The following is a 26,872-nucleotide window of genomic DNA, read 5'->3' as shown; positions in this document are numbered from 1 at the left end:
GCAGCGCTTTTTTCTGTCTCCATTTGATTGTTTCACGTGGAACAGGTCATCTGAGACAGCCAAGGATCGTTTAATAAAGGTGGTGTCTGATGGTGTTACACCCTTTCAGCCGTATATTCGGACTAGGAGATAAATCAGATTCAGAAGTGCAAGAAGAGTATCATCCGGATGAAGTAATCCAACTTCCCGTAAAACAAATTGAACCTAACCGTTATCAGCCTCGCTCCATTTTCAGCCAGGAAAAAATAGAAGAGCTGGCACAAACCATCCATACCCATGGAATGATTCAGCCAATCGTTGTTCGTAAAATAGAACAACAGGAGGACAGCTATGAGCTGATTGCCGGTGAAAGAAGATGGCGTGCTGTTCAATACTTGGAGTGGGAAAAGGTTCCTGCTATTATTCGGGAAATGAGCGACACCGAGACAGCTTCTGTGGCATTAATCGAAAACTTGCAAAGAGAAGAGTTGACGGTTATTGAAGAAGCCAGGGCATATGAGCGTTTATTGGAACTTCATGGACTCACGCAGGAAGCATTGGCACAGCGTCTTGGAAAGAGCCAATCCACTATTGCGAACAAAATGAGGTTGTTGAAACTTCCGGAGAAAGTTCAAGTTGCTTTGCTGGAAAAAAAGATTACAGAGCGCCATGCCAGAGCGTTGATTGTATTGAAAGAATCGGAAAAACAAGAAAAAATTCTAGAGGAAATCATTGAAAAGAGTTTGAATGTCAAACAGACGGAAGAACGGATTGCCAAACTATTTGATGATAAGCCTAAAAATAAAAAGCCAAGATTGAAAGGCGTCAATAAAGACATGCGGATTGCGATGAATACGATCCGCCAGTCTCTGAATATGGTATCTGATACGGGTATCAATTTGGAAACCGATGAAGAAGATTATGAAGATTATTATCAAATTACCATAAAGATTCCAAAGAAAAATACGAAAGAGTAAATCCCCATCTGTTCCAGGTGGGTATTTTAATACCGTGTCAGACAGAAAAGATTACAATCTATTAACAATTCATAAAATGGAGAAATAGCTCGTCCAGAAAAATGAAAAAATGGTAAAATAAAATAGTATTTAGTCTTAGGTAGGTGACACCATGGGAAAAGTAATCGCCATTGCGAATCAAAAGGGTGGCGTAGGAAAGACTACTTCAGCAGTTAATTTAAGTGCATGTCTAGCATATTTAAACCATAAAGTGCTGCTTGTCGACATCGATCCTCAAGGAAATGCGACTAGTGGAGTGGGGATAAATAAAGCTGACGTGGAGCATTGCATCTACAATGTGCTGGTTGATGACTTGGAAGCTGAAAAAGTACGCGTTCCTACAACCGTAGAAAACTTGGATATCATTCCTGCAACAATTCAACTAGCCGGTGCTGAAATTGAATTGGTGCCGACAATATCGAGAGAAGTTCGTTTGAAGAAAGCAATTGATAGTGTGAAGGATCAATACGATTATGTAATTATCGATTGTCCACCCTCCCTTGGGTTATTGACGATAAATTCATTGACTGCATCTGACACTGTCATGATCCCAGTGCAGTGTGAATATTACGCGTTGGAAGGGCTCAGCCAGTTATTGAATACGATAAGACTTGTTCAAAAGCACCTTAACAAACAACTGATGATAGAAGGCGTTTTATTGACTATGCTGGATGCCAGGACCAATTTGGGTATTCAGGTAATTGAAGAAGTGAAAAAATACTTTCAAGATAAAGTCTACCAATCTATTATTCCAAGAAATGTAAGACTTGGAGAAGCGCCTAGCCATGGCCAGCCAATAATTATATATGATCCGAAGTCTCGCGGGGCGGAGGTTTATTTAGATTTAGCAAAGGAAGTGATCGCTAATGGCGAGAGGGTTGGGGAAAGGTATTAATGCTTTTTTTCCTGAGTTAGATACAAAAAAGGATGAGTCGGTCCAGGAAATTCCTGTGAAAGAGTGCAGGCCGAATCCATATCAGCCACGAAAAACTTTTCATACCGAGTCGATTGAGGAATTAAAGGAATCGATTATTGAGTATGGAATTCTTCAACCTTTAATTGTTAGAAAGAGTATAAAAGGTTACGAAATCGTTGTCGGGGAGCGGCGTTTTCGGGCTGCAAAAGAAGCTGGGCTTGCTCATATCCCTGTTATCATAAAAGAATTGAACGATGACAAAATGATGGAACTCGCTTTGTTGGAGAATTTACAGCGAGAAGATTTATCGCCGATCGAGGAAGCGACAGCTTATGCCAATTTGATGAAAGAGTTGAAAATTACTCAGGAAGAATTAGCAAAACGGCTTGGCAAGAGCAGGCCGCATATAGCTAACCTGGTCCGATTGTTGACCTTGCCGGAAGAAGTGGCGAATCTCATTAATAATGGAGAATTGTCCATGGGACATGGACGAGCCTTACTTGGATTGAAAGATAAGGAAAAGTTGTTGTCATTGGTGGAAAAAATTCAAAAAGAATCGTTGAATGTACGTCAGGTTGAACAACTTATTATCCAGATAAACGAAAAGGTTCCTCAAAAAAAGAAACGGGAAAAATCAAAAAAAGACGTGTTTCTATCTGAAAGAGAAAATCTCTTAAGAGAGCATCTCGGAACAGGAGTGACCATCCAGAGAGGGAAGAGGAAAGGGAAAATAGAGATTGAATTTTTCTCCAACGAAGATCTGGAAAGAATCTTAGGTAAGTTTCAATCATAAATAAACGGCCGGGCTTGAGCATTGGATACTAATTCCTTTGGTTCAGGCTTTTTTTATGCTATATTTTTATAATCTTAAATTTATTTTCTCTTTTTAGATAAACTACGACATAATTTGGTGTGGCTTCCTCCCATCCTTTTCGGATTGAGTGGTGAGCCGTCGCTGCGGAAAAATACTCCCTTTCCGGGGGCAGCACCTCAGCCTCCTTGAAAATACAAAGCCATTTTCTGCGTGCGATGATTCGCTGTCGAAGCCTTACTTGTCCTCGTGAGCAAAGTGCTTTCACTGCGGGGTCTTCGGAAGTGGCTGAGGCCGTGCCCATGGAAAGCGAAGTGTTCTGCCGCAGCGAGTACCAACACTCAATGAACATCAGAATGAGAGAAAACGTCACAAAAGTAATTTTCACTAGTTCGCAGTTTCTCTCAACTATGAAATGAAAACAACAATGTACATAGAAAGAGTCAATTTGAAAAGTGTTTTTTCTTTCTTCGTTTCACATGAAACAGCAGTAAAATTACATAGATGGAGATGTAACAATGGTACTTCTTGGAACAATCATAAATGGCATATGTATCATCTGTGGATCAACGATCGGGTTGTTTTTCACAAAGATTCCTGAACGTCATAAAGAAACAGTCATGCACGGCATCGGCTTAGCAGTGGTATTAATTGGAATGCAAATGGCTTTTGAGACAGAGAACATCGTGGTTGTACTGCTCAGTCTGTTATCAGGGGCGATCATCGGTGAATCACTTTATTTGGAGAAGAAACTAAATGATGCAGGACAGTGGATTGAAAGCAAATTTCAATCCAATAAAGAGGTAGGAGTTGCCCAAGGCTTTATCACAGCTTCCTTGATTTTCGTGATAGGGGCTATGTCTGTAATCGGTGCGTTGGACAGTGGTATCCGCGGTGATCACGAAGTATTGATTACTAAATCTATTATTGACGGCTTTGTGGCCCTGGTTTTGACAACGACTTTAGGTTTCGGAGTTGTATTTTCCGTTATTCCTGTGGTTCTTTATGAAGGCAGTATAGCCCTTCTTTCCACCCAGATCGACCGCTGGCTCCCGGCAGAATTTCTGGAAGGGTTTATTGCAGAAATGACAGCAACAGGGGGCTTGATGATTGTCGCTATCGGTTTGAACCTCTTGAAGTTGACTCATATCCGAGTGGCGAATTTGTTACCTGCTCTTTTGACAGTCGGTTTTATCTACTACTTATATGGTTTATTCCTGTAAAAGAAGCCAGCAGCAAACTGCTGGCTTTTAACGTGCTTCCAATGGATAGACTTTTGCCTGGGTCAACTTTTTATCCAATTGATAGAGTACGTCAGATAGTTTGCGGGCCATTTGCATGACAGTATTCAGCCGTGTGTTCTGCAAAACAAAGAATTCCATATAGCCACTTACATTGACCACCCCTGTCAAATGAATATCTCCGACGTCGGGAAGTGGCTTTTTTAAGGCAGCTCCAGGTTTTAAAGGTCCTGGCGCCAAGACGATTGAACCGATCGAGTTCACACGGCCGAGGCATGCATCGATGGCTATAATAAAGGCTTCGGGATGTTCTTGATGAATCAATGCCATCTTTTCTTCTAAATTTACGGCATGAATCGGTTCCTCAAGGGTGCCATAAACAGAAATCATTTTCGTGTTTTTTTCATTAAGTAAAGTACCTGTCAAAGGGCCTAGTGAGTCACCGGTGGAACGATCGGTACCCACACACACTATGACAATTTCTTTCACATCTTCGGGTAGTAAATTCCATATACCTGTTCCGAGTTGTTTATTTATCCCCTCGTCATTAAAGTGAAAACGTCCTTCTTTTTTGCCGGAAAATCTACTTTTTAGATTCATAGCTTATCCTCCAGAAACATATTGGTATTAGTATACGGATTTTTCTTGATTTCTATACCTAACAAGAAAAGAAGGTGGCAGAAATATGTGGAGCGCAGGCTTGAAGTGGATGTTTTTAATAGTAGGCACAATGATTGGCGCGGGATATGCTTCGGGCCGGGAATTATGGCAGTTTTTCGGAACAGAAAGCGGACTGGCTATCCTGTTGTTTACTATATTATTTACACTCAGTTGTTATGTAGTCCTGAAAATTTGCTATGAGAGTGAGTCTACCCATTACATACCCGTGCTGAGGATGATCGTAGGAAAACGATTATCTATTCTTTATGATGGGATGATCATTTTGTATCTGTTCTCTACCACTGTTATTATGCTTGCCGGCAGCGGAGCCACCTGGCATGCATTCAACTTTCCTTATTGGTTGGGAATTATGGCGATATCCATTCCGTTGGTCGGAGTGTTCATTTGGGATATAAAAGGGGTTCTATCGTTGAACAGCATCATCCTCCCCTTATTGATAACCGGTTTACTGTCCGTATTACTCATTTTTTCCATCCAACATTCATTGACCTTCATTCCGGACATAGCCAAACAAAGAAATTGGCCAGCCGCATTCCCCTTTACTGCCTTGAACATTTTGCCGTTGATCGCCGTACTTGGCGCTATCGGAAACCAAATGAAAAGCAAAGGGGAGGTATGGATTGCCAGTATTGGAAGTGGTTTGGTATTAGGTGTCATTTCCTATATTTACAACAACAGCCTCGTCCAAATATCGGATGAAGTACTCCTGTATGAGATTCCTTTATTCGCCATTCTGAAACATTATCCATATGTGATGTTTTTGTTTTTGTCGATATTACTCTGGCTTGCAATTTTCACCACGGCAGTGTCTGGTACTCTGGGACTTATAACCAGATTCCGTGACAAGCTCCATACACCTCTTTGGATCCTGGCTTTTGTAACCGTCCTGTTCATGCTACCTCTTACCACGATTGGTTTTTCAACCTTAATAGAATATCTATACCCGCTCTATGGGCTATTAAATCTCTATGTTTTATCCTCGATTATTTTGTATCCGGTCGTAAATCGCTACAAAAATCCTTAAAAAATGATAAAATGACTAGTATCAAAATCTGTTGGGGGAGAGAACGTGGACGTTTTAAAGACCGAATGGAGCAAACTTGTAGAAAAAGTCTCGGGTCCGGAACTTTGGATGACATTGGGTAAGGGTTTTTTGCAAATCATTGTCATTTTAATCCTTGCTACACTTATTGTCCGGGTAGGATCTTCTTTGGTCGTGAAAATTTTCAGCAGACGTGATACTGGCCCGTTCCGAATTTCGGAACGAAGAGAAAATACACTGAGAAAATTAGTTCAAAATACATTGAAATATGTTGTTTATTTCACTGCTTTTGTGATGATTCTGGATACATTGACAATTCCGATCGGGGCGCTGCTGACCGGCGCCGGGGTAGCGGGACTTGCGATAGGCTTTGGGGCCCAAAACCTTGTCAGAGACATTATTTCCGGTTTTTTCATCATTTTTGAAGACCAATTTTCCGTCGGAGATTTCATTCGTACTTCCGGGGCTGAGGGCTTTGTGGAAGAAATAGGTCTCCGGACAACAAAGGTCCTAAGCTGGACAGGAGAATTGAATATAATCCCGAATGGAAATATTACGCAGGTTATTAATTATTCGATCCATAACAGTATTGCAGTAGTGGATGTGAATGTACCATATGAAGCAGATATTCCATTTGCGGAGAAGGTCATTCTCGATTTGATCGAGGGAATGCCTCAGCAATATCCCCAGCTTATCGCAACCCCTGAATTGCTGGGTGTACAGACATTGGAAACCTCCCATGTAGTATTGCGGGTAATTGCCGAGGTAAACCCTATGGAACATTGGGAAATGGCACGGATATTACGTAAAGAAATCAAGGGACGGTTCGATCAACACGGTATAGATATACCTGCACCTCGGATGGTAATGTATTCTGGGGAAAAGCAGCAGGGCGATCATAATAGATAAAAATCGTGAGGTGGACAATAATGCAGGAAAAGGAATATCAATTGAATGATGTCGTCCAAATGAAAAAAGCACATCCTTGTGGGGAAAACCGTTGGAAAATCATCCGGATGGGAATGGACATAAGGATAAAATGTGAAGGCTGCGGACACAGTGTGCTCATTCCGAGAAAGAAGTTCAATAGTAAGTTGAAGAAGGTATTGGAACGAACAGAAGAGTAATAGTGTGGAATGCAGCATTGTATAGACTGGTTGTTTCACGTGGAACAATTTCATGCAATCAAGACAGTCATCACTAGTTGTTTATAATAATATAGATGGATCAACCAAAAACAAGGAGAATCAGCCTCCTTGTTTTTCAATTATGATAACTTGTCATTTGGAAAAAGTGTATCTATAATTGGAATGACTGAAACGTTCATATGAGCGATATCCTTAAGGAGTGGAAGTTTTTATGGCTTTAACAACAGGAATTGTCGGTTTACCGAATGTGGGCAAATCAACGTTATTTAATGCGATAACCCAAGCTGGAGCAGAATCGGCAAATTACCCATTTTGTACAATAGATCCTAACGTAGGAATAGTAGAAGTACCGGACCATCGTCTTACTAAATTAACAGAGTTGGTGAATCCCAAGAAAACTGTGCCGACTGCTTTTGAATTCACTGATATTGCAGGTATTGTAAAAGGGGCGAGCAAAGGGGAAGGTTTAGGAAACCAATTTTTGTCCCATATTCGCCAGGTGGATGCCATCAGCCATGTTGTCCGTTGTTTTCAGGATGAGAATATTACACACGTTTCCGGGACAGTAGATCCAATTTCAGACATTGAAACGATTAATCTGGAATTGATCCTCGCTGACTTGGAGACAGTGACGAAGCGCTTGCAGCGTGTTGAAAAAATGGCCAGACAAAAAGATAAAGAGGCAGTAGCCGAATTCGAGGTGCTTTCTAAATTGAAAGACGCTTTGGAAGAAGAAAAACCGGCCAGAGCAGTGGAATTCACAGAAGAGCAGCAGAAGTTGGTCAAAGCCTTGCATTTATTGACTAACAAACCAGTTCTTTATGTGGCAAATGTAGGAGAAGATGAGCTGCTTGAAGCGGATCAGAATGAATACGTTAAACTAGTCCGGCAGTTTGCTGCAACAGAGAATGCCGAAGTAATCGTCATCAGTGCAAAAGTCGAGTCAGAAATTGCAGAACTAGAAGGGGAAGAAAAGGCTGAGTTTCTTGAAGAGCTTGGAATTAAGGAATCCGGTTTGGATCAGTTGATCAAAGCAGCTTATCAGCTGTTGGGACTAGCGACTTACTTTACTGCCGGTGAACAGGAAGTCCGTGCGTGGACATTCCGAAAAGGAATTAAAGCTCCACAAGCAGCAGGCATTATCCACACAGACTTTGAAAGAGGCTTTATTAGAGCAGAGACGGTTTCCTATGATGATTTGGTTGAGGCAGGTTCGATGAACGCCGCGAAAGAAAAAGGGAAAGTTCGATTGGAAGGTAAAGACTATTTGGTGAAAGACGGGGATGTCATCCATTTCCGCTTTAATGTGTAAGGAAGGATACTTCTTTGAAAGCACAGTTTTTATCGGTGCTTGCGCATTCTATTTATCTTTGATATAATACAGCATTGTGAGTAATGAAATGATATTACTCCTTGCTCCTTTTAAAAAAAGGAGCCGCTAAGTCCAAAAGGAGGTGCAAACGGATGAGAAACTATGAAATCATGTACATCGTCCGCCCAGACATCGAGGAGGAAGCTCAAACAGCTTTGATTGAGCGTTTTAACAACATTCTTACTGATAATGGAGCGGAAATCGATAAAGTTGACGAGAAAGGCAAGAAACGTCTTGCTTATGAAATCAACGACTATCGTGATGGCTACTATGTATTGATTAACTTTAAAGGCGACCAAAACGCCATTAACGAATTCGATCGTCAAGCGAAGTTCTCTGATGACATTATTCGTCACATTGCTATTCGTGAAGACGAACAATAAGGAGTGGTTCTGATGTTAAATCGTGTCGTACTTGTCGGCAGGTTGACGAAGGATCCAGACTTACGCTATACACCAAATGGAGTAGCAGTGGCTAATTTCACGTTAGCCGTCAATCGACCTTTTTCTAACCAGCAAGGAAACAGAGAAGCCGATTTCATTAATTGCGTTGTATGGAGGAGAGCCGCTGAAAACCTGGCAAACTTTATGAGTAAAGGAAGCCTAGTTGGAGTGGACGGACGCCTTCAGACCCGCAGCTTTGATGGACAAGATGGTAAGAGAGTGTTTATTACCGAAGTCGTGGCAGATACTGTTCAATTCCTTGAAACCAAAGGTTCTTCCCAAGGTGGAGGACAAGGTTCATCTGGATTCCAGCCGAATCAGAACCAATCAAACAACAATGACTATTCAAGACAGAACCAAGAGGATCCGTTTGGAGACAGCGGAGAACCTATTGATATATCAGATGATGATCTACCGTTCTAACGGTAAAACGGTAGCTTAAAACAAATAATCTAAAGGAGGTAATAGCTATGGCAGCTCGTCGTGGTCGTGCAAAACGTCGTAAGGTTTGTTATTTCACAGCGAATGGTATCACGCATATCGATTACAAGGATGTTGATTTGCTAAGACGTTTCGTTTCTGAGCGTGGAAAAATTCTTCCTCGTCGTGTAACTGGAACTTCTGCAAAATACCAACGTAAATTGACTAGAGCAATCAAACGCGCTCGTCAAATGGCTCTTTTGCCATACGTGACTGAGTAATAGAGAAGGAATCCCCATAACCTGAGGTTATGGGGATTTTTCTTGTCTAGGGGTAGATGTCGGGTCATTCGTCTGCACCTGTTTCCCTTCACCGTCATAGTTTATATAGGGAATATATCATGATTGGGGAAGGGGGATTATCATGGAAGACCAGCATAATAAAAGAGACAGGGACAGGGAACTGAGGCGACCTGCCATGAACAATCCAATGCAGCAAATGGAAGAATTCTTTATGAATGCCTCACAAAACAGGCTATTGGATTCCATTGATTCATTTTTGCAAAGGCCTTTTTTTGGAAAGGGCAGTATCCCGATTGACTTGTTCGAGACTGAAACGGAATGGGTTATACAGGCAGACCTTCCCGGGGTGAAAAAAGAGCAAATCAATATCGAAGCTTTCAATGAACAAGTCAAAATAGCAATTACAGATACACGGGAAAAGGAAGAAATAAACGAAAAAGGCAATTATTATCGCAGAGAGAGACGCATGCAGGGCGCAGAAAGAATTGTACAACTGCCCTATACGGTCCGGAAACAGAAAATAAAGGCAAAATATAGGGATGGCATTCTGGAAATCAGAGGGCCGAAAGAAGAAAGAAAGTATAACCAGATAGAAATTGACTGATATTACCCGACACTTCTAAACCAGAGATTAGAAGTGTCTTCTGTTATTTTTCATTGCTTTTTTACAACATACGGAAAAAACACTGTTACCAACGAAGAGAACGTTTGCAAGTCGTGTTGTTTGTCTTCAAGCCAAAAATTAAATTGACGAAATATATTGACAATAATGATATTTCTGCTATGATAAATTCAAAATTCAACTTAATACATAAACTATGTAGAAGAAGACAATGCCGTTATGTTACGAAACTTCAGAGAGCTGGTGGATGGTGTGAACCGGTGTTTCTACTTAACAGATAGCACTTTGGAATAGATAGATTGAAGCACGAGTAGATCTGTCCGGTTCATGCCCGTTACCCATGGCGCCAATGAAGGCTGTCCTTGCAAAAAAGGGCAGTGAAAAAAGGGTGGTACCGCGTGAACTATAAACTTTTCGCCCCTTGCCAAAGCAAGGGACGGGAAGTTTTTTATTTTGGCTGTAAAAGCTTTGATAAGCTTCGGCTTAGAGGCAAATTGCGACATAACTCTCAGTGTGGCTTTCTTCCACCCTTTTCGAATTGAGTGGTAGTCCAGCGCTACGGAAAAACACTCCCTTTCCGGGGGCAGCACCTCAGCCTCCTCTTGAGCAAAAAGCACTCACTGCGGGGTCTTCGGAAGCTGCTCTTCCCCCATGAGTGTCGCATTTTTCCTCCGCTTCGTTAGATTTTCTGAATAAGTGAGAAGTTGTTCTAAAGTATGTCTAACATAAGTATTCCTAACATCAAAATTCAGAAAATCCCTACCAGCGAAGGCAGAACATGCAGACTCCTGTGGGAACAGCAAGGGTTTTAGATGGGACGAATAATCGCAGTCCCACGAGTCCGAACACCCCGAGTGATGGGTCTGCGTCTTCCAGTTCAGCTTCGTAGCGAATTCCTCGACCCAAGGGAGCAGGGAAGCTTATTCAAGTAGCCCCCTGGCTGAGGCCGTGCCCGCGGAAAGCGAAGTGTTCTGCCGTAGCGGTCGTGCAGCAGTCGACTGATTAGGATGAGGCCAGTTATGTCGCAGTTTATGGTTTATACGCCCCACGCAAAAATAAAAAATGGGCTTTTGGTTGTAAAGAGGAAGGAGCGTGGTTATTTGTCAGGTGTCTTATAAATGGGTAGTATAGAACGATAGAAAAGAAACTGAAAAACGAAAACGAAAAAAGAAATTCGTAGGATAAATACTTAGGAGGTCTAACCATGGCGTTTAACATACTAATCAGCGATCCACTTAGTGAAGAAGGCATTCAGCCGCTTCGGGCAGCAAAGGATATGAATGTCGTAGTAGAAACAAACTTGACTCCAGAGCAACTTGGCAGCAAAATTGGAGATTTTGATGCATTGATTGTCAGAAGCCAGACCCAAGTCACAAGGGATATCATCACAAAAGCCACTAAATTGAAAATCATCGGAAGGGCTGGTGTCGGAGTCGATAATATCGATTTAGAGGCAGCCACAGAGCATGGAGTAATTGTCGTAAATGCACCGGATGGAAACACCAACTCAGCAGCAGAGCATACAATGGCCATGATTATGTCGCTTGCTAGAAATATTCCACAGGCGTACTACTCATTGAAGAACCAGAAATGGGATAGAAAAAAATATGTAGGGGTGGAGTTGAAAAATAAAACCCTTGGTATTGTAGGGCTCGGCCGGATTGGCGCTGAAGTTGCTTACAGAGCGAAAGGGCAGCGTATGAATGTAGTTGCGTATGATCCGTTTTTGACCGAGGAAAAGGCCGAAAAGATGGGCATCGGGTACGGAACATTGGAAGAAGTGCTGCAAGCAGCTGATTTCATTACCGTCCATACACCACTATTGAAGGAAACAAAGCATCTGATCAACGCGGAGGCTTTTGAAAACATGAAGGAAGGCGTGCAAATCGTCAACTGTGCGCGGGGCGGCATAATTGATGAAGATGCTCTCTATGAAGCCATATTATCCAAGAAAGTAGCAGGAGCGGGCTTGGATGTTTTTGAAGAAGAGCCTGTTTATGATCATAAGTTGTTGGAACTTCCCGAAGTGATTGCCACTCCTCATCTAGGGGCCAGCACGGTTGAAGCACAGGAAAGTGTCGCTGTAGATGTCAGTTACGATGTGGTCAGCTTCTTAACCGGGGGTCTTGCCAAGAACCCTGTCAACCTGCCATCTGTACCGAAGGAAATCATGACAAGGATAGAACCATACTTCAATTTGGCAGAAAAACTGGGCCGGTTCTTGACCGATTTGACCGAGGAGGTTACAGAAGAGATTACAATCTATTATTCTGGCGAGCTTTCTGAGCTGGAAACGGCTCCTCTGACACGAAACACAGTAAAAGGGATATTGAAACGCCATCTGGGCGAGCATGTTAATGATGTCAACGCTTCTTTCCTTGCGGAGAAAAAAGGAATCCGGATTAATGAACACAAAACGACAACCACCAAAGGTTTTACCAATTTGCTGACCGTTGAAGCCAGAACGAAATCAGGAACCAGGCAGGTGTCAGGGACCCTTTTGAACGGGCTTGGTCCAAGAATCGTCAAAGTGGATGATTACATCGTGGATGTCACCCCGGAAGGACACATTGTGTTTATCCATCATAAAGACCAGCCGGGAGCGATTGGAAGAGTAGGAAGCCTTCTTGCAGAGCAGGATATCAATATTGCAACCATGCAGGTGGGAAGATCGAATGTCGGTGGGGATGCAATCATGATGCTGACCATTGATAAACAATTGGAAAAAGAAGGACTGGAACAGCTCCAACAGTTGGCGGACATATATGATGTCACCGGAATTGACTTATAAAAAAAGACTGTTTTCAAAAAGATCGTTTTTTCTGGATTACCATAAACTGCGACATAACTTGAGTGTGGCTTCCTATCATCCTTTTCGGATTGAGTACTGAGCCGGCGCTGCGAAAAAACACTCGCTTTCCGTGGGGAACGCTTCAGCCAGGGTACTACTTGAGTAGGCTCCTTTGCTCCCTTGGGACTGCGATTACTCGTCCCACCGAAAACCATGCGCCGAGGAATCTTACTACGAAGCGATACTAGAAGACGCAGGCGCATCACTGCGGGGTCTTCAGACTGCTCCTTTCCCACAGGAGTCTCGCATTTTTCCGCAGCTCGGTAAAGTTTTCTGATTAGGTGAGAAGTGATCTTAAAAGTATGTCTAACATGTGGTATTCCTTAACAAAACTTTCAGAAAGCCCCTGACAGCGAAGTGTTCTGCCGCAGCGAGTGCATGCGCTTAACAATCATTAGAATAACAGGAAATAAAAATGTCACTATGTCGCAGTTTCCCTCAAGATGAAATTAATAAGCAATAATACTTACGAAAAGATTCTAAAAAAACAAGCACTCCACATGGCGGAGTGCTTGTTTTTTTATGTGTAGAAGTCATTCCTGGTTAATTTTATCAAGAATGGGAAAAAGCTCATTGAGATGGTTGATTTCAAAGGTAGGCGTCACATCACCTGCAGCCTTGTGGTTGCGGTTGATCCAGACGGACCTGATTCCGGCACGGGAAGCACCGAGTATATCTGTCATCAAGTTATCGCCGACCATCACTGCTTCCTCCTTATGGATAGATAAACTCTCAAGGGCATGCTCGAAAATGGAAGGATCGGGTTTGCCTTTACCGAAACCACCGGAGATGATGATGCTGTCGAAGTAGGGACCGATTTCCGGTGTGAGCTCCAGCTTCGTATTTTGCAAATCTGGCGAACCATTGGTTAGCAGCAAAAGCTTGTATTTCCCATGAAGGTTATCAAGAACCTCAAAAGTTTCTTCATATGTAAAAGGATGTTTCTTCCTTTCGACAGGGAACCTTTCTGCCAATTCATAGGCGAATTCCCGGTCGTCGATTCCAAGGGATTGCAGTCCCTTTCTCCAGGCGTCTTTCCGGTAGATGGGAACGATTTCTTTCATTTTGCGAAAATTGTCTTCCTCGTCGAGAAAGTTTCCCCATAAACCTTCAAACGGATTGATGCCTATCATTTTGGTGAACTCATAGGTTTCATAGGAAGCATATAACTCCCTCGCGTGTTCCCTTACGGCTTGTTCCAATTGTCCGGGATCAATGTCATATCTCTGAGCTGCTAACTGGCACGTTGCAGAAAATGCAGCTTCCACACTTTTTTTGTCCCAAAGCAGCGTATCATCCAAATCAAAAAGGATTGCTTTCAACATGTCTGCTCCCCATCCTTTCTACTTTTTAAGATAACGTTAGCTTACTAAGAATCGACAAATAAGTAAATGGAGAAGCGGTCTTTTTCGGATATATTTCCAGTCATCGTTTTTTCATATCTATTGGAGATAGAATAAGTATGATTTGTAAATGTCCGTTTGTATCGTTTATAATCGGTTAGTAGACGAAAGGAAAAGTAATGCCGGATATGTATCCAGGCATCCTGATAATCTAGTCAGCACAGCACACAGGAGCTGTGCTTTTTCTGAAATAAGGATGTTGCTTGAAAGAGAACTGGAAGGTTTTCTTTTTTAGGTAGCAGAATGAGTTGAACGAACGAGGTGCCACATAAGTGAAGAATCAAACATTATTAAAACAGGGTGCAGTATTAACTGCTCTTTATTTACTATTATTATTTATCACTATCTTCGTCCCCTTTCTGGAAATGATTGCTCTATTTATTCTTCCTTTGCCATTTCTCCTCTTTGCGTCGAGACAAGGCTGGAAACCCGCAGCCATGATGGTGGTCGCAGCCGCCATGGTTTCTTCCTTGTTTGTCACAGTTGTTTCTTTCCCCCTAACCGTTATGGCTGGATTGGGAGGAGGACTGATCGGGAGTGCCATTCACCAAAGGTTGAGTCCATATGAAACGTGGGCTAGAGGCAGTATTGGCTTTGTAATAGGGCTGGTTACAACTTTCATCTATATTCAATGGTTGTTTTCCATCAATATTGTCCAGGAAATCAATCAGTCTGTAGAGGAATCGATGGAGACAAGCCAGCAATTATTGACCGATTTGGGCATGAATCTAACGGAACAGGATATGAGCATGATCACCGATCAGATGAATCAAGTGATCAATCTGCTGCCGGTAATTCTGGTTGTCATTGCTGTTTTCTTTGGTTTTCTAACCCAGTGGATTGGATATAGACTGATTAACCGCTTGGACAAACAAGAGCTGAAGTTTCCGCCATTCCGGAACTTCAGACTTCCACTGGCCGTCCTATGGATTTATTTTGGCGGTCTTTTGGTCACCTGGATAATGTCGGAACCTGGTTCTGCTCTCTATACAGGGGCTGACAACGTTGTCCATTTGGCAGGATTGTTTATAGCTTTGCAGGGGTTGTCTTTTGTATTCTTTTATGCAAAAAACAAAAAATCAACGAAGGCACTACCAATTATTGCTATTATAATTGTTATTCTTTTTCCTATTATAGGACTGTATCTTATGAGAATCTTAGGTATAATTGATTTAGGATTCCAATTAAGAGATAGATTGAATAATAATCAAAATTAAGCTCAGAAAAGAGATTTAGGAGCTGACTTTTATGCCGGAACAATTTAAAAAGCCAAAAATGGGCAGTCATCTGCTGGTGATTTATTCTTTGTGCTTAGTATTCCTTGTACTGATTTGGTATTATCAATGGATGCTGGGCATTATCATGACTGTTTTTTTGGCGGCCTCTTTGTTTTATAGCATTAGGCAGGAACAAGTATTGATCAATGAAACAGAGGAGTATATTTCGACGCTTTCCTACCGGGTCAAAAAGGTCGGGGAAGAAGCATTGCTCGAAATGCCGATTGGGATTGTGCTGTTCAGTGAGGATTATCTTATTGAATGGACGAATCCTTATATGAACCGGTTGAAAGAAGAAGATACACTTGTCGGAAAACCGCTCAGCGACCTGTCGGATGAGTTGATACCGCAAATAAAGGATAATAAAAATGAAATATGGCTTGGGATTGCTGATTACAAGTTTCAGGTGCTCTATAAACGCGATGAAAGGCTCCTTTACTTTTTCGACCGAACCAAGCAGACAGAAATCCAGAACCTATATCATAATGAACAGACTGTGATCGGCATCATCTTTCTGGATAACTATGAAGAAATTACCCAGGCGATGGATGATACAGCAAAAAGCCAAATAAACTCGAAAGTCACGTCGATTTTGAATGAATGGTCGACTGATTACGGGATTTATTTGAAAAGAACTTCACAAGAACGTTTCCTTGCCGTTATGAATCAGCAGATTCTAGGCCGGCTCGAGAAAACCAAATTTGAAATTTTAGATGAAGTCAGAGAACTGATTTCCGATAAAAATGTTCCATTGACCCTGAGTATCGGCGTCGGTCTTGGCGGGGTATCCATCCCTTCTCTCGGAGAACTTGCCCAGTCGAGTCTCGATCTTGCCTTGGGCCGTGGTGGAGACCAGGTTGCCATTAAAGAAGAATCAGGAAAGGTGCGTTTCTATGGCGGAAAAACAAATCCGATGGAAAAACGTACGAGAGTCCGGGCCCGCGTTATTTCCCATGCCATGAAAGAACTTGTCAAGGAAAGTGATCAGGTTTTAATTATGGGTCACAAGTCACCCGATATGGACTCGATCGGTTCTGCTATAGGTATTTTGAAAATAGCCCAGGCCAACGATGTACTTGGGAGAATCATTATGGACCCTGAGGACATCGATACAGGAGTTCAGCGCTTGGTAGAAGAAATCAATGCGAATGAGGAATTGAGCAATTACTTTGTAGATCCTGACGATGCATTGGACACAGTTACGAAAAACACGCTGCTGGTAGTTGTCGATACGCACAAACCTTCCATGGTCGCCGAAGAGAAACTGCTCAGCAAAACAGAGCATGTTGTCGTGATCGACCACCATCGCCGTGCAGAGGAATTCATCAATCATCCAACGCTCGTCTATATGGAACCATATGCTTCTTCTACTGCTGAGTTGGTGACGGAGCTGCTTGAGTACCAGCCGAAAAATCTTAAATTGAGCATGTTGGAATCGACCGCACTGTTGGCGGGTATCATCGTTGATACGAAAAGCTTTACACTTAGGACTGGTTCCCGTACATTCGATGCAGCTTCCTATTTGAGGTCAAAAGGCGCCGACACCGTATTGGTGCAGAAGTTTATGAAGGAAGAACTGGATGTATTTGTGAAGCGGAGCCGTTTGATTGAACATACGGAGATATACCGTGACGGGATTGCGATATCTGAGGGTGAACCGGGAGAAACATTCAGTCCGGTCCTCATTGCGCAAGCTGCCGATACACTGCTTACCATGAGTGGCATTGTAGCTTCCTTTGTCATTTCCGAAAGGTCGGATGACCGGATTGGAATCAGTGCCAGATCGCTCGGTGATGTGAACGTCCAGGTGATCATGGAAAGAATGAATGGAGGCGGGCATCTGACGAATGCCGCCACCCAGTTAGATGACACAACAATTGAGGATGCAAGCATCCAGTTGAAAGAGATTATCGATGAGTATTTTGAAGGGGGAGACTCAGAATGAAAGTAATCTTCGTGAAAGACGTAAAAGGTAAAGGCAAAAAAGGTGAAGTGAAGAATGTTTCTGACGGATATGCCCGTAATTATCTTTTGAAAAACAACATGGCTGTGGAAGCCACCGGTGGAAACATGAAGGCATTGGAAGCCCAGAAAAACAAAGAAAAACAGCAAGAACAAGAAGAAGTGAACGAAGCGAAACGATTGAAAGAGCAACTGGCTGACCTGACGGTTGAGCTGAAAGCAAAATCAGGGGAAGGCGGCAGATTGTTCGGATCCATAACGAGCAAACAAATTGCCGAAGAATTGAAGAAAACCCATAAAATCAAGTTAGATAAGCGAAAAATTGAATTGGATAATCCGATCCGCGCTATGGGTTATACAAATGTTCCTGTGAAAATCCATCCGGAAGTGACAGGAACCGTGAAAGTTCACGTGACAGAAGAGTAATAAAAACAGATTCAGATCATATAAAACTAGTATCTGATTTAAAAGTTTTCAAATAGGAGCTGCTTTTCCACTTGAGTGGATGGCAGCTCACTTTCTCTTCCCAAAATTAAAGGAGGAACAGCAATGAGTGAAGTATGGAATGACCGTACACCCCCTCATAATATCGAAGCAGAACAGGCTGTTTTGGGAGCAATTTTTTTGGAGCCTGATGCTTTGTCGAGAGCATCCGAGGTATTAATGGCAGACGACTTTTACCGTGCCAGCCATCAAAGAATTTTTGGTGTGATGATGAATCTGTCGGACAAAGGGGAACCTATCGATTTGGTTACAGTGACAACTGCCCTGTCCAATGCCAAAGTTTTGGATGAAGTGGGTGGAGTCTCTTATTTGAGTGATTTGGCCAATTCTGTACCGACAGCAGCGAATATAGAATACTACAGTAAGATTGTTGAAGAGAAAGCTTTGTTAAGAAGGCTGATCCGCACAGCAACAGATATCGTCACAGACAGTTTTTCGAAGGAAGATGAAGTAAGTGACGTTTTGAACGAAGCGGAAAAAAACATCCTCGAAGTATCGCAACGGAAGAATTCCGGGGCGTTTCAAAATATAAAAGATGTCTTAATAGATGTCTATGATAATATCGAACAGCTACACCAACACAATGCGGCGATTACGGGAATCGGCACTGGATACCGGGATCTTGACCAGATCACTTCCGGCTTCCAGCGAAACGATTTGATTATCATCGCAGCCCGTCCATCTGTAGGGAAAACGGCATTCGCTCTTAATATTGCCCAGAATGTCGCAATCCACGCCGAAGAGAATGTTGCCATCTTCAGTCTCGAGATGGGAGCTGACCAGCTGGTGTCCCGTATGCTTTGTGCGGAAGGGAATATTGATGCACAGCGGCTCAGAACAGGAAGTCTTGAAGCGGAGGACTGGGGCAAACTGACCATGGCAATGGGGAGTCTCTCAAACGCCGGAATTTTTATTGATGACACCCCTGGTATCCGTGTCAGCGAAATCAGAAGCAAATGTAGAAGGTTGAAGCAAGAGCATGGCCTTGGCATGATATTGATCGATTACCTGCAGTTGATCCAGGGAAGCGCCAATTCCAAGGAAAACAGACAGCAGGAAGTTTCAGAGATTTCCAGGTCCTTGAAGGCCTTGGCAAGAGAATTGAATGTACCGCTGATCGCCCTTTCTCAGTTATCCCGTGGTGTGGAATCCCGTCAGGACAAACGACCAATGATGTCCGACTTGCGGGAATCCGGAAGTATTGAGCAGGATGCCGACATTGTCGGGTTCTTATACCGGGATGATTACTATGATCAGGAATCAGAGAAGCAGAATATCATTGAAATCATACTTGCAAAACAACGTAACGGCCCGGTCGGCACTGTAGAGCTGGCTTTTGTGAAAGAGTATAATAAATTCGTAGATTTGGATCATCGTTATCAAGAGAGCGATATTCCTCCCGTTGGAGCAGCCGGGGCGGGAACTTAATATTCTAGTAAGAAACAAGCAGGCAAACTATGCCTGTTTTTTTTCTTGAAATCTAGTTAATACGAACGAAATTTTAATTGTATTCGATTAATGTTCGTATGTTCAATTGACACAGTTGATATTGATTGATAAACTAACTTTGTCAAACATAACGAATAAATTAAAATGGCGGAGGTGCCTGTATGTCCTCAGTAGTTGTAGTAGGAACCCAATGGGGCGATGAGGGTAAAGGTAAGATAACGGATTTTTTGTCACAAAATGCAGAAGTGGTGGCTAGATACCAAGGTGGTAACAATGCCGGCCATACGATCAAATTCGATGGCATTACGTATAAATTACATTTGATTCCTTCAGGGATCTTTTTTAATGATAAGACGTGTGTACTGGGCAATGGCATGGTCATTAATCCAAAAGCACTGTTAGAAGAACTGAAGTATTTGCACGAGCGGAATGTGGATACAGACAATTTGCGTATCAGCAACCGTGCTCATGTCATTCTTCCATACCATTTAAAGCTGGATGCTCTTCAAGAAGAAGAAAAAGGTGTCAATAAGATAGGTACAACCAAAAAAGGAATCGGTCCTGCCTATATGGACAAAGCGGCCCGTGTAGGTATCCGGATCGCCGATTTGCTTGATAAAGAATCCTTTAAAGAGAAAGTAGAACAAAACTTGAAAGAAAAGAACCGTCTGTTTGAGAAGGTATATGAAACAGACAGGATCGAAGTGGAAGACATTGTGGAGGAATACTATGAATACGGCCAGCAGCTGAAGAAGTATGTATGCGATACTTCCGTTGTCCTGAATGACGCATTGGATGAAGGGCGCCGAGTGCTTTTTGAGGGAGCTCAGGGAGTCATGCTGGATATCGACCAGGGAACATACCCGTTTGTGACTTCTTCCAATCCGATCGCCGGTGGTGTGACAATTGGCTCCGGTGTCGGCCCGTCAAAAATCGATCATGTTGTCGGTGTATCCAAAGCATATACGACCCGTGTCGGCGACGGTCCATTCCCGACAGAACTTCATGACGAAATTGGCGAGCAAATCAGAGAAGTAGGCAGGGAGTATGGTACTACCACCGGGCGTCCGCGTCGCGTCGGATGGTTCGACAGTGTCGTAGTAAGACATGCACGTCGTGTCAGCGGCATAACAGACTTGTCTTTGAATTCCATCGATGTGTTGACAGGTATCGAAACAGTGAAAATCTGTACAGCGTATCGCTATAAAGGGGAAATTATCGACGAATTCCCTGCCAGTCTGAAACAATTGGCAGAATGTGAACCTGTATATGAAGAAATGCCTGGCTGGAAAGAAGATATCACAAACGTCAAAAGCCTCGGCGACCTTCCGGAAAATGCGCGTCATTATGTAGAGCGGATTTCTCAATTGACAGGCATTCCACTATCCGTCTTCTCGGTTGGCCCGGACAGGTCACAGACGAATGTTGTTCGCAGTGTTTACAGCTAATCGTCAAAGGCTGACATATAAATACATGGACTAGACAAAATGTCCCTGATGATAGTAAAATAAGAGAGATAGATTATATCTATTTCATAAGAAAACAGCCCGTTATGTAATGCTGATAAATAAATAACAACGATGATTATTACACCAATGCAGCCCTTGTCAAACTGATGACAAGGGCTTTTGTACAGTTACTTGTCTACGGGAGGAATTCCGGCAGTCTGGGTAATTACAAAGACAATCAGAAAGAAATGCGATAGAATGTCATTATCATAAGTATGCGGAAAAGGGATGTGAAATACATGAGTCAGAAGATTCTTGTAGTAGACGACGAAAAACCGATTGCAGATATATTGAAATTCAACCTCGAGAAAGAAGGATATGATGTAGTATGTGCATATGACGGGGACGAAGCGATTGAATTGACAGAAAAAGAAAACCCGGACTTATTGCTGCTTGACATCATGCTTCCAAACAAGGATGGAAATGAAGTCTGCCGTGAAATAAGAAAAAACCACACGATGCCGATTATCATGATCACTGCAAAAGATGCTGAGATTGACAAAGTGCTCGGGCTGGAACTTGGAGCAGATGACTATGTCACCAAACCGTTCAGCAACAGGGAAGTGATCGCAAGGGTTAAAGCAAACCTTAGAAGACAGCAAGTGGTACCGGAAGACAATGCAAAAGCCAATAAGGACATCAAAATCGGCAGCCTGGTCATTCACCCTGATGCCTATACGGTGACAAGAGATGGAAGCCAAGTAGAATTGACCCACCGGGAATTCGAACTTCTTCATTATCTTGCCAAACATATCGGCCAGGTGATGACCAGAGAACATTTGCTTGAGACCGTTTGGGGATATGACTATTACGGAGACGTCCGTACTGTAGATGTTACAGTTCGCCGGCTTAGAGAAAAGATAGAGGATAATCCTAGTACACCAGTTTGGATTGTGACACGAAGAGGTGTTGGGTATTATTTGCGCAGCCCGGAACAGGAGTAATGTTTTATGAAGAAAGTAGGCTTTTTTCAGTCTATTCGCTTAAAATTCATTATTATTTATATTTTGTTATTATTGCTGGCGATTCAAGTGATCGGAGCCTATTTTGCCGAAAATCTAGAAGAAGAGCTGTTAGGGAACTTCAGGGAATCAGTCGATGAACGGGTCAGGCTGCTGACCTACAATCTCGAAGAACAGTTCGCTAAAGAACGGCCGGAAGACGGGAGCGGCCCGACACTTCAGGATGACATACAGCAGCTGCTTTACGATTTCGATAGTGAAGAGATCACCAATATCCAGATAATTGATGAACAGTCACGGATAATCGGGACAAGCCAGCTTGACAGAAGCCAGCTGGGCAGACTGGTGACAGGCGATTCAAGAATAACGCGTGCACTTATATATGGACGTTCCGACTCGACCATTATGCTCAACCGGAATACGGAAAACCGGACGCTTGTCCGGGTTTTCCCGATTGAAAACGGCGGAGAGCCCGTCGGAGCTGTGAAGATGGAAGCTTCGATCGAAGAAGTCTATGACCAATTAAAGGAAATCAACCGGATTTTCGCCAATGGGACGATTCTTGCCATCACCATATCCGCATTGCTTGGTATACTCGTAGCCCGTACGATAACCAAGCCGATTACGGAAATGAGAAAGCAGGCTAAAATCATGTCAACCGGAGACTTTTCCCAAAAAGTCAACGTGTATGGCGGCGATGAAATCGGCCAGCTTGCGACTACCTTTAACGATATGAACGATAAACTAAGACTGGCACATCTGACGACAGAAGGGGAAAGAAGGAAACTTAGTTCCGTATTGTCGAATATGTCAGATGGCGTCCTGGCGGCTGATAAGGACGGAACCGTCACGCTTATCAATGAACCGGCAGCAAGACTGCTTAACAAAACATTTGAAGAGGTAAAAGGCCAACAATTGATCGAAGTACTGAATCTGGAAGAAAGAGGCGCTGATCTATCTGAATTCCAGGAAACAGGCTCATTGATCATCGATTTTAGCGATGAGGAAGAATTCTTCTTGATTAAGGCTAACTTCTCCGTTGTTTTGGATGAAAGTGAACAGGTTACCGGATTTATTACCGTAATAAGTGATGTTACCGAACAGGAGAAAGTCGAAAGGGAACGCAGGGAATTTGTATCGAACGTTTCACACGAACTGCGTACACCATTGACCACCATGCGGAGTTATATAGAGGCACTGACAGACGGAGCATGGAAAGATGAGGAAATCGCTCCGAGGTTCCTCGATGTAACACAAAATGAAACAGACAGGATGATAAGGCTTGTCAATGATCTTCTTCAGCTGTCGAGGATGGACCATAAAGAAAGCAATCTCTATAAAGAGAAAGTAAACTTCGTGTCTTTCTTTCATCAAATCATCGACCGCTTTGAAATGAATAAGTCGGAAGATATCATACTGGAAAGAAAACTTCCGAATGAAGATATCTTTGTCTGGCTTGATAAGGACAAAATGACACAGGTAATTGACAATATTATTTCCAATGCGATTAAGTACTCCCCTGAAGGAGGAAAAATCAAATTTGGGTTATCCAAGGAAAGAATGAGAATCAAGGTGAGCATCTCTGATGAAGGGATGGGAATCGCCCCGGAAAAATTGGATAAGATTTTTGAAAGATTTTACCGGGCGGACAAAGCACGTTCAAGAAAACTTGGGGGAACAGGTCTTGGCCTTGCCATAGCGAAAGAAATAGTAGAAAGTCACCAAGGGCATATATGGGCTGAGAGTAAAGAAGGAAAAGGGACGACTGTCCTCTTTACGCTGCCGCTGATGAAGAAGAAGCGGGGGAATGCAAAATGAGTATCGAAGCAATAAAGTCTGCAGTCTTAGTCGGTCTTATTGCGCTAAGCTTGCTGCTGACCTTTGCTATATGGAATTTTCAACCGGAATATGACGAACTGGAAGATAACAACGAGGTCGCATACAATACGAAGTTAGATGGAATCGAAGAGACGAAAAGAAGTCTTATCGAGCCATCTCAAATTGTTTTTCATCGTGCCGGTGATCATTATTCATTCATGGAAAAGAGCGAGCAGAAAGATTTTTTTGATGGAATGATGCAATGGTCTCTCGATCATTTCAATACGGTCACCGACGAGGAAATGCCTCCTGAGGACACACGTATGGAAGTGATCTTCCCGACCCCGTTGCCTGCCAATATTATTAAAGATTTATTTAATACCGAGCAGCAAGAAGAAATATTGGGAAATGCTTTCAATCGAATTTATCTGAGTTATCGGGATGTCGATGACCAGCCGACTGTCCGCCTCTATTTTCTAAACACAGAAACTGGAAACGGAATTTCCGCCCAAGTATTGAATACAGGAGTCAGAGCCCAGGTATCTGATGCTTTCGACACGGACAGTCTGGCTGAATATTTGATTTTTGAACAAGAAGACATGCCGTCGCTTTATCTGCCTGCAGAGTCTCTGGAATTGGAAAGAAAGGCTTTCTATGCACAGTCAATCGACATTGATCCGTTGATTAATGTATTGTTCCGTGACCCTTCCGTTGTCCGCAGTAATTTTATCAACGGCGGTGAGACATATACAGACGACAGGAGAGAGATGAAAGTCTATAATTCGAATTATATGGAATTCATCAACCCGCTAACGACAGACTTTGTCCAAATGGATGAAAGAGAATTGATCAACCAAAGCATGAGTTTCATCAACAACCATGAAGGCTGGACGGCAGGAGAGGATTACGAATTCAACTTATTCGAGTTGAGCAGTACGAGTAATACAGTGACCTATCGTTTAGCGTACAAGGGATTGCCTATCTATGATAACGATAACCTATCGACAATATCGGTTACTTATCGGGACCAGGAACCATATGAGTATATCAGGCCCACCATTCAGCTTGGGGCCCCTCTCGAAGAAGGCAGACAGACTGTCACATTGCGAAATGGCAGTCAAATCAGGGAAATCTTGCAGGAAAGCAAGGAATACAGTTCTAAAACCATTGTCGATATCGGGATCGGTTATACCATGGAAAAGGATTCCCCGGACAATCCCTACTATATCTTATCTCCAGAGTGGTTTATTAAAACCAATCTGGGCTGGGAAGTAGTGACAACGGATGACTTAACATTGGACAGGGGAGGGCAAGGTTTTGCAATGGAATCAAATTAAGACATTATTCATCCTCTGTTTTTTGATCCTGAATATTTTTCTTCTGCAGGAATTTGTGGAAAAAAGAGAACAGGTGGATTTGGAACTCCTTTCCGACTCCTCCACAGAAGAAAAAATAACGGATAATATAAAAGGCTTGGAAGATCTTTCTGATGAAACAGTCAATGAGTCATATATTTCTGCTAAAAGGAAACAGTTTACTTTGGAAGACGTTGAAACACTCGAGGATAAAACAGAACAGGAAGCTGCCATCATTAACGGCAATGTCCTATATTCCAAATTGGAAGAACCAATTTCCTTGAGTGAAGACACGACGAATGATCTTGTCCAGGAAACGTTGGAAAGCACCGTTTTATCCGGATCCAACTACCATCTTTGGAACCGGAATGAAGATACGAATACGATGATATTTTTCCAGCACAATCAAGATTTGCCGATATATTACAGCCAGACAGCTTATGTACTATTTATCATGAATGAGCAAAATCAAGTGACGCATTACATTCAAACAATGCTGGAGGATATCGAGGAAGGCGAACCGAAACAGTTGATCAAACCAAGCGATGCGGTGGCCAATATCTACTCAAAGGGCAGTTTGAAAGTAAATGATGAAGTGACCGCCGACAAATTAGGATATTATCAAGCTTTGAGTTCGACGGAAAATGAAGTGCAAGTGTATGCTCCTACTTGGAAGATTACGATAAATGGAAACCAGGATTATTTCGTCAATGCAGTGGAAGGTCATTCCCTGTCGAATGGGGATATTTCTTTCCTGCAAAAGACGGCGGATGGGTTGCTGACAGCTTCTCCTGACACAGAAGAAACGGAAAATGAGGAAGCGCTGGTGGATGAAGTGTCTACGTTGCTTGAGGAAATTTTGGAAATAACAAGGGTGAGTGGAGAATAATGACAATAAGTTTCAGTGTACTTGCATCAGGAAGTACCGGAAATGCATTTTATATAGCTTCTGAGAGAGAAAAGATATTGGTTGATGCCGGCTTAAGCGGAAAAGAAATGGAACGTTTGCTGGCAGAAGTGAACATCGATCCGAATGAGATAACGAGACTGCTGGTGACACATGAGCACAGTGATCATATAAAAGGGCTCGGAATCATGGCAAGAAGGTACAACCTCCCTATTTTCGCGAATGAAAAAACATGGAAAGCAATGGAAGGATCGATAGGCAAGATATCCCTTGATCAAAAATTTCTTTTCAACATGGAAGAAACAAAATCGTTTGGCGATATCGATGTAGAGTCTTTCGGCGTTTCACACGATGCTGCAGAACCGATGTTTTATACCTTCCATCACAATAAGAAAAAAGTGGCTCTTGTGACAGACCTTGGCTATGTATCCGAAAGAATTAAAAAAACAGTGGAAAATGCCGATGCCTATATTTTTGAGTCCAATCATGATGTTTCGATGTTACGGATGGGTCGATACCCATGGAACGTGAAAAGAAGAATCCTAGGCGACAGCGGGCATGTTTCCAATGAAGACTGTGCACTTGCTTTAAGTGATATCATTGGCAATGAAACAAAGCGTATTTATTTGGCACATTTAAGCAAAGATAACAATATGAAGGAATTAGCCCGAATGTCTGTGGAAAACTATCTGAATGATAATGGATTTACCATAGGTGATAAAATCAGCTTGCATGACACAGATCCAAAAATGCCCACACCATTATATGAAGTGGTTTAACCATTCAGCTAATTAGGGAAAAAATCAATGGATAGATTAACATTCAAGCAGAGGATTGTCGTCAAAGGGGGATAAAGCCCATATCTCCCTTGTCTGACAAATAA

The 26,872-nt window shown here is 42.6% G+C and carries 25 protein-coding genes and 1 other annotated feature; of the genes, 23 read left to right on the top strand and 2 right to left on the bottom strand.

Annotated features, from left to right (window positions below; translation table 11 throughout):
* The first annotated feature begins 92 nt into the window (after nt 1-92).
* The 4 genes from noc to CZ434_RS14215 all read left to right on the top strand — a co-directional run bounded on the left by noc (nt 93) and on the right by CZ434_RS14215 (nt 3,945).
* A complete protein-coding gene (gene noc, locus CZ434_RS14230; protein WP_077625201.1) occupies nt 93-956 on the top strand; it encodes a nucleoid occlusion protein in 864 nt (287 codons plus the stop codon).
* 151 nt (nt 957-1,107) lie between these two features.
* Nucleotides 1,108-1,890 (top strand): ParA family protein, encoded by a 783-nt coding sequence (locus CZ434_RS14225; protein WP_077623768.1) that lies wholly within the window; start codon nt 1,108-1,110, stop codon nt 1,888-1,890.
* Nucleotides 1,862-2,704, top strand: a complete 843-nt coding sequence (locus CZ434_RS14220) for a ParB/RepB/Spo0J family partition protein (protein WP_077623767.1) — start codon at nt 1,862-1,864, stop codon at nt 2,702-2,704. The genes CZ434_RS14225 and CZ434_RS14220 overlap by 29 nt, the downstream gene beginning before the upstream one ends.
* Nucleotides 2,705-3,240: 536 nt before the next feature.
* Nucleotides 3,241-3,945 (top strand): DUF554 domain-containing protein, encoded by a 705-nt coding sequence (locus tag CZ434_RS14215; RefSeq protein WP_077623766.1) that lies wholly within the window; start codon nt 3,241-3,243, stop codon nt 3,943-3,945.
* A 27-nt stretch (nt 3,946-3,972) separates the two neighbouring features.
* Here the strand turns inward: CZ434_RS14215 and yyaC are convergent, their stop codons facing one another.
* Nucleotides 3,973-4,563, bottom strand: coding sequence for a spore protease YyaC (yyaC, locus tag CZ434_RS14210; RefSeq protein WP_077623765.1), 591 nt, complete (start codon nt 4,561-4,563; stop codon nt 3,973-3,975).
* An 85-nt stretch (nt 4,564-4,648) separates the two neighbouring features.
* Between yyaC and CZ434_RS14205 the strand changes: the two genes are divergently transcribed.
* From CZ434_RS14205 to serA, 9 genes are all read left to right on the top strand, one after another.
* Entirely contained in the window at nt 4,649-5,668 is a 1,020-nt protein-coding gene (locus CZ434_RS14205) for a YkvI family membrane protein (protein ID WP_077623764.1), read from the top strand.
* Nucleotides 5,669-5,713: 45 nt separating this feature from the next.
* The gene (locus tag CZ434_RS14200) at nt 5,714-6,595 is read left to right on the top strand and encodes a mechanosensitive ion channel family protein (RefSeq protein WP_245830994.1); all 882 of its coding nucleotides are present in this window, start codon (nt 5,714-5,716) and stop codon (nt 6,593-6,595) included.
* A gap of 20 nt (nt 6,596-6,615) precedes the next feature.
* Entirely contained in the window at nt 6,616-6,813 is a 198-nt protein-coding gene (locus CZ434_RS14195; protein ID WP_077623763.1) for a DUF951 domain-containing protein, read from the top strand.
* Between the two features lie 232 nt (nt 6,814-7,045).
* Nucleotides 7,046-8,146: a redox-regulated ATPase YchF gene (ychF, locus tag CZ434_RS14190; RefSeq protein ID WP_077623762.1), complete on the top strand. Its 1,101-nt coding sequence runs from the start codon at nt 7,046-7,048 to the stop codon at nt 8,144-8,146.
* 152 nt (nt 8,147-8,298) lie between these two features.
* On the top strand, nt 8,299-8,589 hold the full coding sequence (gene rpsF, locus CZ434_RS14185) for a 30S ribosomal protein S6 (RefSeq protein ID WP_077623761.1): 291 nt from the start codon (nt 8,299-8,301) through the stop codon (nt 8,587-8,589).
* Nucleotides 8,590-8,601: 12 nt separating this feature from the next.
* Nucleotides 8,602-9,072 (top strand): single-stranded DNA-binding protein, encoded by a 471-nt coding sequence (ssb, locus tag CZ434_RS14180; RefSeq protein WP_077623760.1) that lies wholly within the window; start codon nt 8,602-8,604, stop codon nt 9,070-9,072.
* A 47-nt stretch (nt 9,073-9,119) separates the two neighbouring features.
* Nucleotides 9,120-9,350, top strand: a complete 231-nt coding sequence (rpsR, locus tag CZ434_RS14175) for a 30S ribosomal protein S18 (RefSeq protein ID WP_077623759.1) — start codon at nt 9,120-9,122, stop codon at nt 9,348-9,350.
* 142 nt (nt 9,351-9,492) lie between these two features.
* Nucleotides 9,493-9,975, top strand: coding sequence for an Hsp20/alpha crystallin family protein (locus CZ434_RS14170; RefSeq protein ID WP_077623758.1), 483 nt, complete (start codon nt 9,493-9,495; stop codon nt 9,973-9,975).
* 208 nt (nt 9,976-10,183) lie between these two features.
* Nucleotides 10,184-10,418, top strand: a binding site (T-box leader).
* A gap of 779 nt (nt 10,419-11,197) precedes the next feature.
* Nucleotides 11,198-12,784 carry a phosphoglycerate dehydrogenase gene (serA, locus tag CZ434_RS14160; RefSeq protein WP_077623756.1) on the top strand — a complete coding sequence of 529 codons (1,587 nt, stop codon included), beginning with the start codon at nt 11,198-11,200 and terminating at the stop codon, nt 12,782-12,784.
* Between the two features lie 593 nt (nt 12,785-13,377).
* Here the strand turns inward: serA and CZ434_RS14155 are convergent.
* Nucleotides 13,378-14,169 carry an HAD family hydrolase gene (locus tag CZ434_RS14155; RefSeq protein ID WP_077623755.1) on the bottom strand — a complete coding sequence of 264 codons (792 nt, stop codon included), beginning with the start codon at nt 14,167-14,169 and terminating at the stop codon, nt 13,378-13,380.
* Between the two features lie 350 nt (nt 14,170-14,519).
* Here CZ434_RS14155 and CZ434_RS14150 point away from each other — a divergent pair, with 350 nt between their 5' ends.
* The 10 genes from CZ434_RS14150 (at nt 14,520) to CZ434_RS14105 (ending at nt 26,768) form a co-directional block, all read left to right on the top strand.
* Nucleotides 14,520-15,464, top strand: coding sequence for a YybS family protein (locus CZ434_RS14150; protein ID WP_077623754.1), 945 nt, complete (start codon nt 14,520-14,522; stop codon nt 15,462-15,464).
* 31 nt (nt 15,465-15,495) lie between these two features.
* A complete protein-coding gene (locus CZ434_RS14145) occupies nt 15,496-17,469 on the top strand; it encodes a DHH family phosphoesterase (RefSeq protein ID WP_077623753.1) in 1,974 nt (657 codons plus the stop codon).
* Nucleotides 17,466-17,912: a 50S ribosomal protein L9 gene (gene rplI, locus CZ434_RS14140; RefSeq protein WP_077623752.1), complete on the top strand. Its 447-nt coding sequence runs from the start codon at nt 17,466-17,468 to the stop codon at nt 17,910-17,912. Before CZ434_RS14145 ends, rplI begins: the two co-directional genes overlap by 4 nt.
* A gap of 123 nt (nt 17,913-18,035) precedes the next feature.
* Nucleotides 18,036-19,418, top strand: coding sequence for a replicative DNA helicase (gene dnaB, locus CZ434_RS14135; RefSeq protein ID WP_077623751.1), 1,383 nt, complete (start codon nt 18,036-18,038; stop codon nt 19,416-19,418).
* A gap of 182 nt (nt 19,419-19,600) precedes the next feature.
* On the top strand, nt 19,601-20,887 hold the full coding sequence (locus CZ434_RS14130) for an adenylosuccinate synthase (protein ID WP_077623750.1): 1,287 nt from the start codon (nt 19,601-19,603) through the stop codon (nt 20,885-20,887).
* A gap of 299 nt (nt 20,888-21,186) precedes the next feature.
* A complete protein-coding gene (gene yycF, locus CZ434_RS14125) occupies nt 21,187-21,891 on the top strand; it encodes a response regulator YycF (RefSeq protein ID WP_077623749.1) in 705 nt (234 codons plus the stop codon).
* 6 nt (nt 21,892-21,897) lie between these two features.
* Nucleotides 21,898-23,727 (top strand): cell wall metabolism sensor histidine kinase WalK, encoded by a 1,830-nt coding sequence (gene walK, locus CZ434_RS14120; RefSeq protein WP_077623748.1) that lies wholly within the window; start codon nt 21,898-21,900, stop codon nt 23,725-23,727.
* Nucleotides 23,724-25,064 carry a YycH family regulatory protein gene (locus CZ434_RS14115; RefSeq protein ID WP_077623747.1) on the top strand — a complete coding sequence of 447 codons (1,341 nt, stop codon included), beginning with the start codon at nt 23,724-23,726 and terminating at the stop codon, nt 25,062-25,064. Before walK ends, CZ434_RS14115 begins: the two co-directional genes overlap by 4 nt.
* On the top strand, nt 25,045-25,971 hold the full coding sequence (locus CZ434_RS14110; protein WP_077623746.1) for a two-component system regulatory protein YycI: 927 nt from the start codon (nt 25,045-25,047) through the stop codon (nt 25,969-25,971). Before CZ434_RS14115 ends, CZ434_RS14110 begins: the two co-directional genes overlap by 20 nt.
* Complete coding sequence (locus tag CZ434_RS14105; protein ID WP_077623745.1) at nt 25,971-26,768, top strand: MBL fold metallo-hydrolase; 798 nt, start codon at nt 25,971-25,973, stop codon at nt 26,766-26,768. Before CZ434_RS14110 ends, CZ434_RS14105 begins: the two co-directional genes overlap by 1 nt.
* The last annotated feature ends 104 nt before the right edge of the window (nt 26,769-26,872 follow it).

The sequence above is a fragment of the Sediminibacillus massiliensis genome (assembly GCF_900156915.1).
Lineage (GTDB): Bacteria > Bacillota > Bacilli > Bacillales > Amphibacillaceae > Sediminibacillus_A > Sediminibacillus_A massiliensis.
Note: the sequence above shows the minus strand (reverse complement) of the source record. Positions and strands in the feature narration are given on the sequence as shown.